The organism is Pseudomonas muyukensis (assembly GCF_019139535.1).
Lineage (GTDB): Bacteria > Pseudomonadota > Gammaproteobacteria > Pseudomonadales > Pseudomonadaceae > Aquipseudomonas > Aquipseudomonas muyukensis.
In genome coordinates this window covers 3,137,592-3,152,284 of the sequence record NZ_CP077073.1, presented here as the reverse complement: position 1 = coordinate 3,152,284, position 14,693 = coordinate 3,137,592, and the positions used below count along the sequence as shown (strand labels likewise).

The 14,693-nt window shown below is 70.8% G+C and carries 1 protein-coding gene (only partly in view); it reads right to left on the bottom strand.

Translation table 11 applies throughout. The annotated features are described in order from the left end of the window. Positions 1-14,693 carry the 5' portion of a non-ribosomal peptide synthase/polyketide synthase gene (locus KSS95_RS14260; RefSeq protein ID WP_217847723.1) on the bottom strand. The gene continues 10,762 nt to the left of window position 1, outside the view, so 14,693 of the gene's 25,455 nt are visible here — the first part of the coding sequence; its start codon is at positions 14,691-14,693; its stop codon lies beyond the left edge, outside the window.

Below are 14,693 nucleotides of genomic sequence, written 5' to 3'. Positions count from 1 at the left end.
ACATAGGCCAGGTGGCGCGGGGTCAGCCCGGCTACCTGCGGCGCCGTGGCCGGCTGCGCCAGCCAGGTGGGCTGGTCGAGATCGACCTGGCGTGCGCCCGCGGCCACCGCGCGGGTGGCCGCCTGCACCAGCACCGCCACCGGCGCGCTGTCGCTGAGCATATGGCCAATGCGCTCGGCCGGGTACTCAGGATCGAGCGGTACATAAGCGCCGCCCGCCTTGAGGATGGCCAACAGGCCAATCACCATCGACAGGCCGCGTTCGACGCAAATCGCCACCCGATCATCGGGTTTCACCCCCAACTCGATCAGGTGATGGGCCAGGCGGTTGGCCTGTTCATCCAGCTGGCAATAAGTGAGCACGCCCTCCTCGGCCGTGACCGCCAGCGCGTCCGGCGTGCGCCGTACCTGGGCCTCGATCAAGCCATGCAGCGTTTGCTCCAGGTGGTAAGCCCGCGCCGTGTCGTTGAAGCCTTGCAGCAGCTGGCGGCGCTCGGCCGGCTCCAGCACCGACACCCCGGTCAAGGCGCCGTTGGGCTGGTGTTCCAGGGCCTGCAACAGGCCGTCGAGCACGTGCAGCAACTGCCCGCAGAGCCGCTGCGCGCCGACCTGTGGCGTCACCCGCACGCCCAGGCGCAGGCCGTCGCCGAAGTCGTCGACATCCAGGGCCAGCGGGTAGTTGCTGTGCCCTTCGCTGCCCAGGGTCTCGATGCCTTGCCAGGCCTGCGCCTGCACGCTCGCCCGCGTGCTTTGGCGGTAGTTGAGCATGGCGCTGAACAACGGCAACGGCGCGGCCACCTGGCTGCACCGCTGGGCCAGGGCCAGCGAGGCGTGCTCGTGCACCAGCAGCGCCGACAGGTCGCGCTGTAGCGCCTGCACGCCTTCGCGCACGCTGACCCCCGCCAGCTCGACGCGCAGCGGCAAGGTATTGATGAACATCCCCAGTGCCCGCTCGCTGCCCTCGCCGCCTTGCAGGCGGCCCAGCAGCACCGTGCCGAACACCACCCGGTCCTTGCCGCAGGCGGCCGCCAGCAGCCGCGCCCAGGCCAGGTGCAGCAGGCAGGCGTTGCTCACCCCCAATTGCCGCGCCTGTTCGCGCAGGCGCTGGTAGCGCTGGCCGGCGAACGCCACCTCGGCCAGCTCGCTGGCCGGGCCGTCGCCCTGCACCTCGCGCAGGCCGAACGGCAGGCTCGGTTCGTCGATATCGCCCAGCTGCGCGCGGAAGAACGCCTCGTGCTGCGCTTCGCTGACGCCCTGGCGCGCCTGCACCACGTAGTTGCGGTAGGGCACCGAAGGCGGCAACGCCAGGTCCTGCCCCAGCAGGTAGCTGCGCATCTCGGCCTGCACGGCCTGCATGGCGACGTGGTCGAGGACGATATGGTGGAACTGCAACACCGCCTCGACCCGCGTACTGCCCGCCTCGGGGCGATGCAACAGGCGGATCAGCGGCGCCTGGGCCAGGTCCAGGCGTGCCAGGTGGCGCGCCTCCAGTGGCAGCAGCTGCAGCGGCGCCTGGCGCCAGACCACTTGCACCGGCTGCGCCAGGCCTTCCCAGAGCACCGCGGTGCGCAGGATATCGTGCCGTGCGATGACCTGCTCCAGGGCCTGGGCGAACGCGTCCAGGCGCGCCGGGCTGTCGAAGCGCAGCTGCGCGCGCAAGGCATAGGGGTCGGCGGCGGCGCTGCTCAGGTGCAGGTAGAGGATGCCCTCCTGCAACGGTGCCAGCGGATAGATATCCTGCACGTTGGCCGCACCGCCCGGCACGCAGGCGACGATCTGCTCGATCGCCGCCTGGTCCAGCTCGATCAGCGGCAGCAACTCGGGGGTGATGCGGGTGCAGCCCGCCGGAATCAGGTTGGCCGCTACCGGCACCTCGTGACCTTGGCCGAGGGTCGCCGCCAGGGCCGCCACGCTCGGCTGGCCGAACAGGGTGCGGACATCCACCTGCAACCCGGCCTGGCGCAGGCGCGCGGTGAGGCTGACCGCCAGCAGCGAGTGGCCACCGAGGGCGAAGAAGTTGTCGTGGCGCCCGACCCGCTCGACGCCCAGCAACTGCGCCCAGATGTCGGCCAGCAAGGTTTCGGTCTCGCCCTCGGGCGCCTGGTACTGGCTCGGCTGCACGTCAGGCACTGGCAAGGCCTTGCGGTCGGGCTTGCCGTTGGGGGTCAGCGGCATGGCCGCCAGGTGGACGAACAGCGCCGGCACCATGTACTCCGGCAGCTGCTGCAGCAGCGCTGCGCGCAAGCTGTCGGCGGCCTGCGCTTGACCTGTGTGGTAGGCGACCAGCCGCGGGCCACTGTGCGGGTGCTCGTGCACCAGCACCAGCGCCTCGCCGACACCGGGCACCCGGTTCAGGCAGGCTTCGATCTCGCCAGGCTCGATGCGCAGGCCGCGCAGCTTGACCTGGTGGTCGATACGGCCAAGGAACTGCAAGGTGCCGTCGGCCAGCTGGCGTACCCGGTCGCCACTGCGGTACAGGCGCTCGTCGGGGTTGAACGGGCTGGCGATGAAACGCTCGGCCTGTTGCTGCGCCAGGCCAAGGTAGCCACGGGCGACACCGGCGCCGCCGATGTGCAGCTGGCCAGCCACGCCCCAGGGCACGGGCTGGTCGTGGGCGTCGAGCACATACAAGTGGGTGTTGTCGATCGGCCGGCCAATCGGCAGCGCGCCCTGGGGCACGGGGGCGTCGGGGTGCAGCGTGCAGACGCTGCAATCCACGGTGGTTTCGGTGGGGCCGTAGACGTTGTGCAGGCGCACCTGTGGCAGGCGCTCGCGCACCTGGCGCACCAGGGCTTCGGTCAGTTCGCCGCCGCCACAGACGATATCGCTGAGGTGGGTGCAACGGGCGCTGTCCGGCTGCTCGAGGAACTGCTGGAGCAAGGCCGGCACGAACTGCACCACGCCGACCTGCTGGCGCTCGATCAGCTCGACCAGGTACTGCGGATCGCGCTGGCCATCCGGGCGCGCCAGCACCAGGCGCAGGCCGCTGCACAGCGGCCAGAACAGCTCCCACACCGAGGCATCGAAGCTCACCGGCGTCTTGTGCAGTACCGCGCCCTCGACCGGGAACTGGCGCTGGCTCCAGCGCACCAGGTTGACCAGGTTGCGGTGCTCGACCATCACGCCCTTGGGCACCCCGGTGGAGCCGGAGGTGTAGATCACATAGGCCAGGTGGCTGGCGCTCAGGCCAGGGACCATGGGGTTATCCTCGGCCTGGGCAGCCCAGCCCGGCTGGTCGAGGTCGACCAGCGGCACTGCCAGTTCGCCTGGCAAGCCGCGGGTGGCGCCCTGCACCAGCACCGCGCGGGGCTGGCTGTCGTTGAGCATGTGCCGCACCCGCTCGGCCGGGTAGTCCGGGTCGAGCGGCACGTAGGCGCCGCCGGCCTTGAGAATGGCCAGCAAACCGACCACCAGCGGCACGCCACGCGCCACACAGATTGCCACCCGCGCATCGGGGCCCACCCCCAGCTCGATCAGGTGGTGGGCCAGCTGGTTGGCCTGGGCGTTCAACTGCGAGTAGCTCAGTGCCTGGCCCGCGGCCTGCACGGCAATCGCATCCGGGGTACGCGCGGCCTGCTGCTCGAACAGCCGCTGGATCGGTTGCCCAAGGTCATGGGGCTGCGCCGTGGCATTGCAGGTTCGCAGCAGGTACTCACGCTCGCTGGCGAGCAGCACCGGCAGCGCCAGCAGCGCCTGCCCAGGCTGGCTGTCCAGCCCGTCGGCCAGCGCCTGCAGCACCTGTTGCAGTTGTTCGCACACGCGCATCGCGCCCACCGTGGCCGGGGCCATGGCCACCAGGCGCAGGCGCTCGCCCATGTCATCGACGCTCAGGCTCAGCGGGTAGTTGCTGCGCTCCTGGCCGTCGAGGAACTCGATACCTTGCCAGTCCAGGCGCCGCGCCTCGTCGGCCACCTGGCCGTGACGGTAGTTGAGCATGGCGCTGAACAACGGCGCCGGGGCCGGCACGCCACTGCAGCGCTGGGCCAGGGCCAGCGAGGCGTGCTCGTGGGCCAGCAGCGCGCTGAGGCGCTGCTGGGTGGCCTGGAGCGCATCGCCCAGGCTGACGCCGGCCAGGTCCAGGCGCAGTGGCAGGGTGTTGATGAACATGCCCAACGCCCGTTCGGCGCCCTCGCCGCCTTCCAGCCGCCCCAGCAGCACGGTGCCGAACACCACGCTGTCACGGCCGCTGACGGCCGCCAGCAGGCGCCCGTAGGCCAGGTGGAACAGGCTGGCGACGCTGATGCCCAACTGCCGGGCCTGTTGGCGCAGGCGCAAGGCCAAGGCGTCGTCCAGCCACAGCTGGGCCTCCTCGATGGCCTGGCCGTCGCCTTGCACGTCGCTCAGGCCGTACGGCAGGGTCGGTTCGTCGATATCGCCCAGTTGCGCGCGGAAGAACGCCTCGTGCTCGGCCTGGCTGACGCCCAGCCGCGCCTGGGCCACATAGTTGCGGTACGGCACCGGCGCTTGCCCCGGGGCCGGCGCACCGCGCAGGTAGCCGAGCAACTCGGCGCCGACGATCTCCAGGGCGGTGTGGTCGAGGACGATATGGTGGAACTGCAACAAGGCTTCGACCCGCCCATCCACCTGCTGATGCAGCAGGCGGATCAGCGGCGCCTGGCCCAGGTCCATGCCTTGCAGATTTTGCCCGGCGAGCGGCGCCACCTGCAGCGCGGCCTGGCGCCAGACCACCTGCAGCGGCTGCGCCAGGCCTTCCCAGAGCACCGCGGTGCGCAGCACGTCATGCCGGTCGATGGCGCTTTGCAGCGCGGCGGCGAAGGCCTGCAAGCGCTCGTGGCTGGCAAAGGCCATGCGCGATTGCAGCACGTAAGGGTCGTGCTCGGGCGAGCTGAGGTGGTGGTAGAGAATGCCCTCCTGCAAGGGTGCCAGGGGGTAGATGTCCTGCACGTTGGCCGCGCCGCCCGGCACCGTGGCGACGATGCGCTCGATGGCGGCTTGCTCCAGGCTGACCAGGGGCAGCAAGTCTGGGGTGATCTGCGTGCAGCCCGCCGGGATGCGGTTGGCCGGCACCTCGACCCGGCGGCCCTGGCCGAGGGTGGCGGCCAGGGCCGCCACGGTCGGCTGGCCGAACAGCGTGCGTACATCGGCCTCCAGGCCGGCCTGGCGCAGGCGCGCGGTCAGGCTGACCGCCAGCAGCGAATGGCCGCCCAGCTCGAAGAAGTTGTCGTGGCGGCCGACCTGCTCCAGGCCCAGCACTTCGGCCCAAAGCGCGGCGATGGCGGTTTCCACCGGGCCTTCGGGCATGACGTACGCCTGGCTGCCGAGCACGGCAGGCTCCGGCAATGCCTTGCGGTCTAGCTTGCCGTGGGCGGTCAGTGGCAGCGCTTGCAGCTGAACCAAGGCTTGCGGCAGCAGATGAGCCGGCAAGCGGGCTTGCAGGCCCTGGCGCAGCGCCTCGCTGTCCAGCGCCTCGTCGGTTGCGGTGAACCAGGCCAGCAGGCGCTCGTTGCGCACCAGCACCACGGCATCGGCGATGCCCGGCTGGGCCTTGAGCGCGGCCTCGATTTCGCCCAGCTCGACCCGCACGCCACGGATCTTCACCTGGTCGTCGTTGCGGCCCTGGTAGTCCAGGGTGCCGTCGGCGTTCCAGCGCACCAGGTCGCCGCTGCGGTACATCCGGCCGCCGTTGAACGGATCGGCGAGGAAGCGCTCGGCGGTCAGTTCCGGGCGGTTGAGGTAACCGCGCGCCACCTGGGCGCCGCCGATATACAGCTCGCCGACCACGCCGACTGGCACCGGCTGACGCTGCTCATCCAGCACATAGACCCGGGTGTTGGCGGTCGGTTTGCCAATGTGCAGCGCCCCGCCTGGCAGAAGCAGGCCGGAGGTTGCTACCACCGTGGTTTCGGTCGGGCCGTAGTTGTTGACCAGCTGGAAGCCGGGGTCACGCTCGAAATGACGCAGACGGTCACCACCGACCAGCAGCGTGCGCAGGCTTGGGTGTTGCTGCTCGCGGCGCAGCGCCTGCTCGGCCACCGGTGTCGGCAGGAAGCTGACCTCCAGCGGTTGCGCCAGCCACCAGTCCAGCAGCTCGTCGACGTGCTCGCTGCCAATGTGCGCGGGCGGCAGGTGCAAGGTTGCGCCGGCGCACAGCGCCGGCCAGGCTTCCCAGGCCATGGCGTCGAAGCCGAAGCCCGCGACGCTGGAGGTCTGGCTGCCGGCCCCCACGTCGAAGGCCTGGCAGTGCCAATGCACCAGGTTGGCCAGGGTGCGGTGCTCGACCATCACGCCCTTGGGCTGGCCGGTGGAGCCAGAGGTGTAGATCACGTAGGCCAGTTGCTGCGCATCCAGCCCTTCGACGACCGGGTTGCTGTCCGGCTGATCCAGCCAGGCATCACTGTCGATTGCCACGCTGGCCACCTCCCCCACCAACCCGGCGGTGGCGGCTTCGACCAGCACCCAGGTCGGCGCGCTGTCGCTGAGCAGGTAGGCGATACGCTCTGCCGGATAGGCCGGGTCGACCGGTACATAGGCCGCGCCGGCCTTGAGCGCGGCCAGCATGGCGATCACGCGCTGCGGACCGCGCTCAAGGCACAGGGCAATCCGGTCAGCGAGTTTCACACCCCGGGCGATCAGGTGATGGGCCAGGCGATTGGCGCGCCGGTTCAGCTCGCCATAGCTCAGGCGCTGCTCGCCTTGCACCAGCGCCAGGGCGTGCGGTGCCTGGGCTTCGACCAGCGCCTGGATCACCTGCCCTTGCGCATAGGCCTGGGTGCTGGCGTTGAAGTCCACCAGCACCTGCTGCAACGCCGCCTCATCGAGCACCGAGGACTGTTGCAAGGTTTGCTCCGGCGCCTGCTGCAACGCCTGCAGCAACTGGCCCAGGGCATTGACCATCCAGCCCCCTACCTGTGCCGGCGAAATTCCGCCGGCGGCCAGCACGCTGAGGCTGAAGCCCTCGCCCAGGTCATCGACGCTCAAGGTCAGCGGGTAGTTGCTGCGTTCCTCGCCGCCCAGCAGGCGCACGCCCTGCCAGATACCCTCGCCATCGCCTGCAACAGGGTCGGCGCTGTGCCGGTAGTTGAGCAAGGCGCTGAACAGCGGCGCGCCAACCCCCACACCGCTGCAGCGCTGGGCCAGGGCCAGCGGCGCATGCTCGTGGCCGAGCAGTGCCGACAGGCGCTGGTGGGTCGTGTGCAGGGCCTGGGCCACCGGTTGCGCCACATCCACCCGCAACGGCAGGGTGTTGATGAACATCCCCAGGGCCCGGTCGGCGCCCTCGCCGCCTTGCAGGCGGCCCATCAGCACGGTGCCGAACACCACGTCCTGGCGACCGGCGAGCATCCCCACCACCCGCGCCCAGGCCAGGTGCATCAGGCTGGCGGCGCTGACGCCCTGTTGCCGGGCCAGTTCGCGCACGGCCTGGGCCTGGGCCGGGGCCAATTGCAACTGGGCCTGCGCCAACGCTGCGCCATCACCCTGCACATCGGCCAGGCCATACGGCAGGGTCGGCGCCTGGACATCGCCCAGTTGCGCGCGGAAGAACGCCTCGTGGCCGGCCAGGTCCTCGCCCAGGCACACCTGGGCGACATAGTTGCGGTACGGCACCGCCGCCGGCAGCGTGTCGCCACGGCCCTCCAGCAGCACCTGCAGCTCTTCGCCGATCACCGCCATGGCGGCGTGGTCGAGGGTCAGGTGGTGGAACTGCAGCAACGCCACCCATTCGCCGTGGCGCCGGTCCTCGGCGAACAACAGCCGCAGCAGCGGTGCCTGGGTCAGGTCCAGGCGCTGCTGGCGGGCATCGAAGCGCGCCTGGAGCGCCTCGAGCACTGCCGTTTCGCCCAGCCCGGTGACCTCGGTCACCGCCAGACGCGCCTGGCGCCAGACCACCTGCACCGGCTCGGCCAGCCCCTCCCACACCACCGAGGTGCGCAGGATATCGTGGCGGTCGATCACCTGCTGCAGCGCCGCGGCCCAGGCCTGCAAGCGCGCCAGGCTGTCGAACCCCAGGCGCGATTGCAGCAGGTATGGGTCGCCTTGTTCGGCGCTCAGGTGGTGATAGAGGATGCCTTGCTGCAACGGCGCCAGCGGGTAGATTTCCTGCACGTTGGCCGCGCCGCCCGGCACCGTGGCGACGATGCGCTCGATGCTGGCCTGGTCCAGCGCGATCAGGCTGAGCATGGCGGGGGTGATCTGCGTGGCATCGACCGGCACGCGGTTGGCCGGCACCTCGACCTCGCGGCCACTGCCGACCGCCGCCGCCAGGGCGGCCAGGGTCGGCTGGGCGAACAGCACGCGCACATCGGCGTCCAGGCCGGCCTTGCGCATGCGCTCGATCAGGCTCACCGCCAGCAGCGAGTGGCCACCCAGTTCGAAGAAGTGATCGTGGCGCCCCACCTGCTCGACCTTGAGCACCTCGGCCCAGATCGCCGCCAAGGCCGCCTCGATCTCGCCCTGGGGCGCCTCGAAGGCGCGGCTGACCACGGCCTCGCGGCCCGGGGCCGGCAGCGCCCGGCGGTCGAGCTTGCCGTTGGCGGTCAGGGGCAGTTCGTCCAGGTGCACGTAGGCCGCAGGCAGCATGTAGTCCGGCAGCTGGCCTTGCAGGCGCTCGTGCAGCGCGGCAAGCGCCGGCGCGTCACCGGTGAAGTAGGCCACCAGGCGCTTGTCGCCCGGTTCGTCCTCGCGCACCACCACCGCCGTGTCGCGCACCCCCGGGCATTCGCCCAGGCGTGCCTCGATCTCGCCCAGCTCGATACGGAAGCCGCGCAGCTTGACCTGCTGGTCGGCCCGGCCCAGGTAGCGCAAGGTGCCGTCGGCCTGCCAGCAGACCAGGTCGCCACTGCGGTACATAGTGCCGCCGTTGAACGGGTCCGCCAGGAAGCGCTCGGCAGTCAGCTCCGGCTGGCCCAGGTAACCCAGGGCCACGCCGTCGCCGGCGATGTACAGCTCGCCAACGGCACCCACCGGCAGCAACTGCTGGCGGGCGTCCAGCACATAGCAGCGGGCGTTGCCGATCGGCTTGCCGATCGGAATGCTGCCCTCGCCCACCTGAGTGATCTCATGGGTGGTGCTGAAGGTGGTGGCCTCGGTCGGGCCATAGCCGTTGAGCAAGTGTTGCGGGGCACCGTCGCGCAGCACCCGGGCGATCACCGCCGGGTCGAGCACGTCGCCGCCCACCATCAGGTAGCGCAGTTGGCTAAAGGCCGGCAGCAGGTCGTCGGCGAACTGGTGGAACAAGCCCGCCGTCAACCACAGCACCGTCACGCCCTGGCTCAGCAGCGCTTCGCGCAAGGCCTGGCGCGACAGCACCTGGTCCTGCTCGATCACCACCACCGCGCCGCCATTGAGCAGCGGCGCCCAGACTTCCAGGGTGCTGGCGTCGAATGCCGGGTTGGAGGCGAAGGCCACGCGGTCCTGGCTGTTGAAATCGGCAAAGCCGTTGTTGATCACCAGGCGCACGATGGCCCGGTGCGGCACCGGCACGCCCTTCGGCGTGCCGGTGGAGCCGGAGGTGTACATGATGTAGGCCGCGCTGCCGGCATCTGCCGTACGCTGCGGTGCTTGGTCCGGGTAGCCATCGAGCACGAGCTGGTCGAGTTCGACCCGTCGCGCCGCATCGATCAGCGCCTGGTCGCTGTGGGTCAGCAGCAGCCGCGCCTGGCTGTCACTGACCATGAACGCCTGGCGCTCCAGCGGCGCATTGCCATCCAGCGGCACGAACACCGCCGCGCACTTGCTCACCGCCAACTGCGCCGCCAGCAGGTCGAACGAGCGCGGCAGCAGCAACGCCACCCGCTCGCCGGCCTGCACGCCCAGTTCCACCAGGTGCTGCGCCAGGCGATTGGCCTGGGTCTCGAGCTCGGCATAGCTCCAGCGGCGTTCGCCCTGCAGCACCGCCAGCGCCGCTGGCGTGCGCACGGCGTGGGCCTCGAACAGCCGATGCACGGGCTGCTCGCGTGGATAATCGCGAGCAGTGCCGTTGAAGCCGCGCAGTACCCTGTCGTGCTCGGCTGCGGGCAGGCCATGCAGGCTGTGCAATGCGCGCTCGGGCGTCTGCTCCAGCGCCGTCACCAGGCGCACCAGGGCCATCTGCAACAGTTGGCAGACCTGCTCGCCATCGACCGGCGCCACGCTCTGCACGGTCAACCTGAAATCGCTGCCATAGTCGTCGACGCTGACCACCAGCGGGTAGCTGCTGTGCTCCTGCGCGCTCAGCAGTTCGATGCCTTGCCAGCTCGGTCCCTGGGACGACTGGCCGGCACTCTGGCGGAAATTCAGCAAGCTGGTGAACAACGCCCGCGCCGCCGGCACCCCGCTGCAGCGCTGGGCCAGGGCCAGCGAGGCCTGCTCGCGCTCAAGCAGGCGCGCCAGGCGCTGGTGGGTCAGGCGCACGCCTTGCACCGCACTGGCGCTGCCGACACTCACCCGCAGCGGCAAGGTGTTGATGAACATGCCCAGCGCCCGGTCAGCGCCTTCGCCGCCTTGCAGGCGGCCCAACAGCACGGTGCCGAACACCACCTCCTCACGCCCGGACAACTGCGCCAGCACCTGGCCCCAGGCCTGATGGAACAGGCTGGCGACGCTCAAGCCCAATGCCCGTGCCTGCTCGCGCAGCCGCAGGGCCAGGGCCGGCGCCAGCGCCAGGCGGGTATCGCGCACCGGCCGCTGGTCGACACTGGCCTCGCGCAGGCCGTACACCTCGGTCGGTTCGTCGATATCGCCCAGCAGTTCGCGGAACATCGCCTCGTCGGCCTGGCTATCGGCGCCCAGGCGCGCCTGGGCCACGTAGTTGCGATAGGGAATGCTCGGCGCCAGCTCGGCCTGGCCCTGCAGCAAGGCACCGACTTCGGCCACCAGCTGCTCCACCGCCGTGTGGTCGAGCAGGATATGGTGCAGCAGCAAGGTCCCCTGCAAGCGGCCGTCCACCACCTCGCGGCTCAAGCGCAGCAACGGCGCGTGGCCCAGGTCCAGGCGCGGCACCGCCAATGCCGGGCTCAGGCTCAGCGGCGCCTGGCGCCAGACCACCTGTACCGGCGCCTCCAGGCCCTGCCAGTGCAGGCTGGTACGCAGGATGTCGTGGCGCGCGATCACCTGGTTCAGCGCCGCGACAAAGGCGTCCAGTTGCCCTTGCCCGGCGAAGGCGAAGCGGGCCTGGACCACATAGGGGTCGGCGCCCGCGCTGGCCAGGTGATGGTAGAGGATGCCCTGCTGCAACGGCGCCAAGGCATAGAGGTCCTGGATATTGGCCACGCCGCCAGGAATCTGCGCCACCACCTGGTCGATGCCGGCCTGGTCGATGCTGGCCAGGGGCAGCAGTTGCGGGGTGATCCGCGTGCAACCGGCGACGATACGGTTGGCCGGCACCTCGATGCGCGCCTGGCCGGTGACGCTGGCAGCCAGCGCGGCCAGGGTCGGTTGGCCGAACAGCACGCGCACGTCGGCGTGCAGGTCCTGCCGGCGCATGCGCTCCACCAGGCGCACCGCCAGCAGCGAATGGCCGCCGAGTTCGAAGAAATTGTCGTCCCGGCCCACCCGCTCGACACCCAGCAGCTCGGCCCAGATCGCCGCCAGGCATTGCTCGACCTCGCCCTGCGGGGCCTGGTACTGGCGCAGCGGCGCCTCGGGTGCCGGCAGGGCCTTGCGGTCGACCTTGCCGTTGGCGGTCAGCGGCATCGCCGCCAGGTGGATGAACAGCGCCGGCACCATGTACTCCGGCAACTGGCCGAGCAAGGCCGCGCGCAGCTGCTCGGCGGCGTGCGCCGCGCCACTGTAGTAGGCCACCAGTTGCGGCCCGCCGTGGGCATGCTCATGCACCCGCACCAGCGCCTCGCGCACGCCGGCAACACGCGCCAGGGCCGCCTCGATCTCGCCCGGCTCGATGCGCAGGCCGCGCAGCTTGATCTGATGGTCGTTGCGCCCGAGGAACTCCAGCACGCCGTCGGCGCGCTGGCGCACCAGGTCGCCGCTGCGGTACAGGCGCTCGCCGGCCACGAACGGGCTGGCGATGAAACGCTCGGCCTGCTGCTCGGGCAGCCCCAGGTAGCCCCGGGCCACGCCGGCGCCGCCGATATGCAGGTGCCCGGCCACGCCCCACGGCAGCGGCTGGTCGGCACTGTCGAGGACATACAAGCGGGTGTGGGCGATGGGCCGGCCGATCGGCAAGGCGCCCTCAGGCAGCGGCGCCTGGGGTTCCAGGGTCCAGGACGTGCAGTCGACCGTGGTCTCGGTGGGGCCGTAGACGTTGTGCAGGCGCACCTGCGGCAGGCGCTCGCGCACCTGGCGCGCCAGGGCCTCGGTCAGTTCGCCGCCACCGCAGACGATATCGCCGAGGCTCTCGCAGCAGGCGCTGTCAGGTTCATCGAGGAACTGCTGCAGCAGCGCCGGCACGAACTGCACCACGCTGACCTGGCGCTGGCGGATCAGCTCGATCAGGTAGCCGGGCTCGCGCTGGCCGTCTGGCCGCGCCAACACCAGGCGCAAGCCGGTGCACAGTGGCCAGAACAGCTCCCACACCGAGGCGTCGAAGCTCACCGGGGTCTTGTGCAGCAGCGCCCCCTGGGGGTTGGCGGCGATCAACTGGTCGCTCCAGTGCACCAGGTTGACCACGTTGCGGTGCTCCACCATCACGCCCTTGGGCTGGCCGGTGGAGCCGGAGGTGTAGATCACGTAGGCCAGGTGCTGCGCAGTCAACCCCGGCACCTCAGGGTTGCTGGACGGCAGCGAGGCCCAGCTCGGCTGGTCGAGATCGACCAGCGGCGCAGCCCCCTGGCCCACCCGGTCACGGGTGGCGCCTTGCACCAGCACCGCCAACGGCGCGCTGTCGGCGAGCATGTGGCGGATCCGCTCGGCGGGGTAGCTGGGGTCGAGCGGCACATAGGCGCCACCGGCCTTGAGGATCGCCAGCAAGCCCACCAGCAGGGCCGGTCCGCGCTCGACGCAGATCGCCACGCGCAGGTCCGGGCCGACGCCCAGGCCGATCAGGTGATGGGCCAGGCGGTTGGCCTGCTCGTTGAGCGCGCCATAGCTCAGTTCGCCGTCCTCGGCCTGCACCGCGATGGCCGCGGGACGCGCGGCGGCCTGCTGTTCGAACAAACCATGCAGCGGCAGATCAGGCGCCGGCGCCGCGGCGCTGGCGTTGCAGTCGACCAGCAGCAACTGGCGTTCCTGGGCGGGCAGCACCGACAGCTGCAACAGCGGCCGCCCAGGCTCGCGCTCCAGGGCCTCGGCCAGCTCGCCGAACACCTGCAGCAATTGCCCGCACAGGCGCTCGGCACCCCAGGCGGCCAGGGCCTGGACGGTCAGGCGCAGGTCTTCGCCCAGATCATCGACCGCCACCGCCAGCGGGTAGTTGGTACGCTCCTGGGCACCGACCACATCGATGCCCGGCGCCACGGCGATCACCTCGGCGGCGTCGGCGGCACCGCTGTGGCGGTAGTTGAGCATGCTGTTGAACAGCGGCGCCGGTGCCGCCACCGCGCTGCAACGCTGGGCCAGGGCCAGCGGCGCCTGTTCGTGGTCGAGCAGCGCGGTGAGCTGGCGGTGGGTGGCCAGCAGGGCGTCGCGCACGCCCTGCCCGGCCAGGTCGACGCGCAATGGCAAGGTGTTGATGAACATGCCCAGCGCCTGTTCGCCGCCAAGGCCTGCGGCCATGCGCCCGAGCAGCACGCTGCCGAACACCACCGTGTCGCGCCCGGACAGCGCCCCGAGCAACCGCGCCAGGCCCAGGTGCATGACGCTCGCCGGGCTCGCCCCCAACTGCCTGGCCTGGGCGCGCAGGCGCCGGCTGAGGGCCGTGGGCAAGGTCAACCGCGCCTCTTGCACGGCGTGGCCGGCCAGCTCCGCCACGCCGAAGGCCAGGGTCGGCTCGTCGATATCCGCCAGCATGGCGCGGAAGAACGTCTCATGGGCCTGCTCGTCACGGGCCAGCACGGTCCTGGCCAGCAGGTCGCGGAACGGCACCGCGGCGGGCAGGCGCTCGCCCTCGCCGGCCAGGCGCGCGTGGATCTCGCGGCGGACGATGTCCAGGCCGGTGTGGTCCATGACCGTGTGGTGGAACAGCAACAGGGCCACCACCTCGCCGTTTGCGCCCCGGGCATCGACCAGGCGCAGCAGCGGCGCCTGGCGCAGGTCCATGCGGTAGTGGCCGCTGTCGAAGCGCGCACGCAACTGGCCCAGCGGCGCTTCGCCCACCGCCAGCTGGAGGCTTTCGCGGACCAGCGGGGCCTGGCGCCAGACCACCTGGCGCGGGGCATCGAGCCGTTCCCAGGCCATCGCCGTGCGCAGGATGTCGTGGCGCTGGATCACCCAGTCCAGGGCCTCGGCGAAGGCCTCCAGGTGCGCCGGGCTGGCGAAGCGCAACTGCGCCTGGAGCACGTAGGGGTCGCCGGCGCGGGCGCTCAGGTGATGGTAGAGCATGCCCTCCTGCAGCGGCGCCAGCGGGTAGATGTCCTGCAGGTTGGCCACCCCGCCGGGCACGCTGGCGACGATGCGGTCGATCGCCGCCTGGTCCAGTTCGGCCAGCGGCAGCATCTCGGGGGTCGCGCGCAGCGCCGGGCTGTGCCAGTCGTCGCCGTGGTTCGCGAGCATCTCCAGCAGGGCCGGCTTGTGGGCGGCCAAGGCGTCCCACAGGGCATCGTCGAGGGCATCATCGGCGCCGTCGACCAGCAGGTCGGCCTCCTCGCGCTGGAGTCGGATCGCACGGGTGGAAAGCGCTGCCATGAGTTCGCTGAAGAGCAT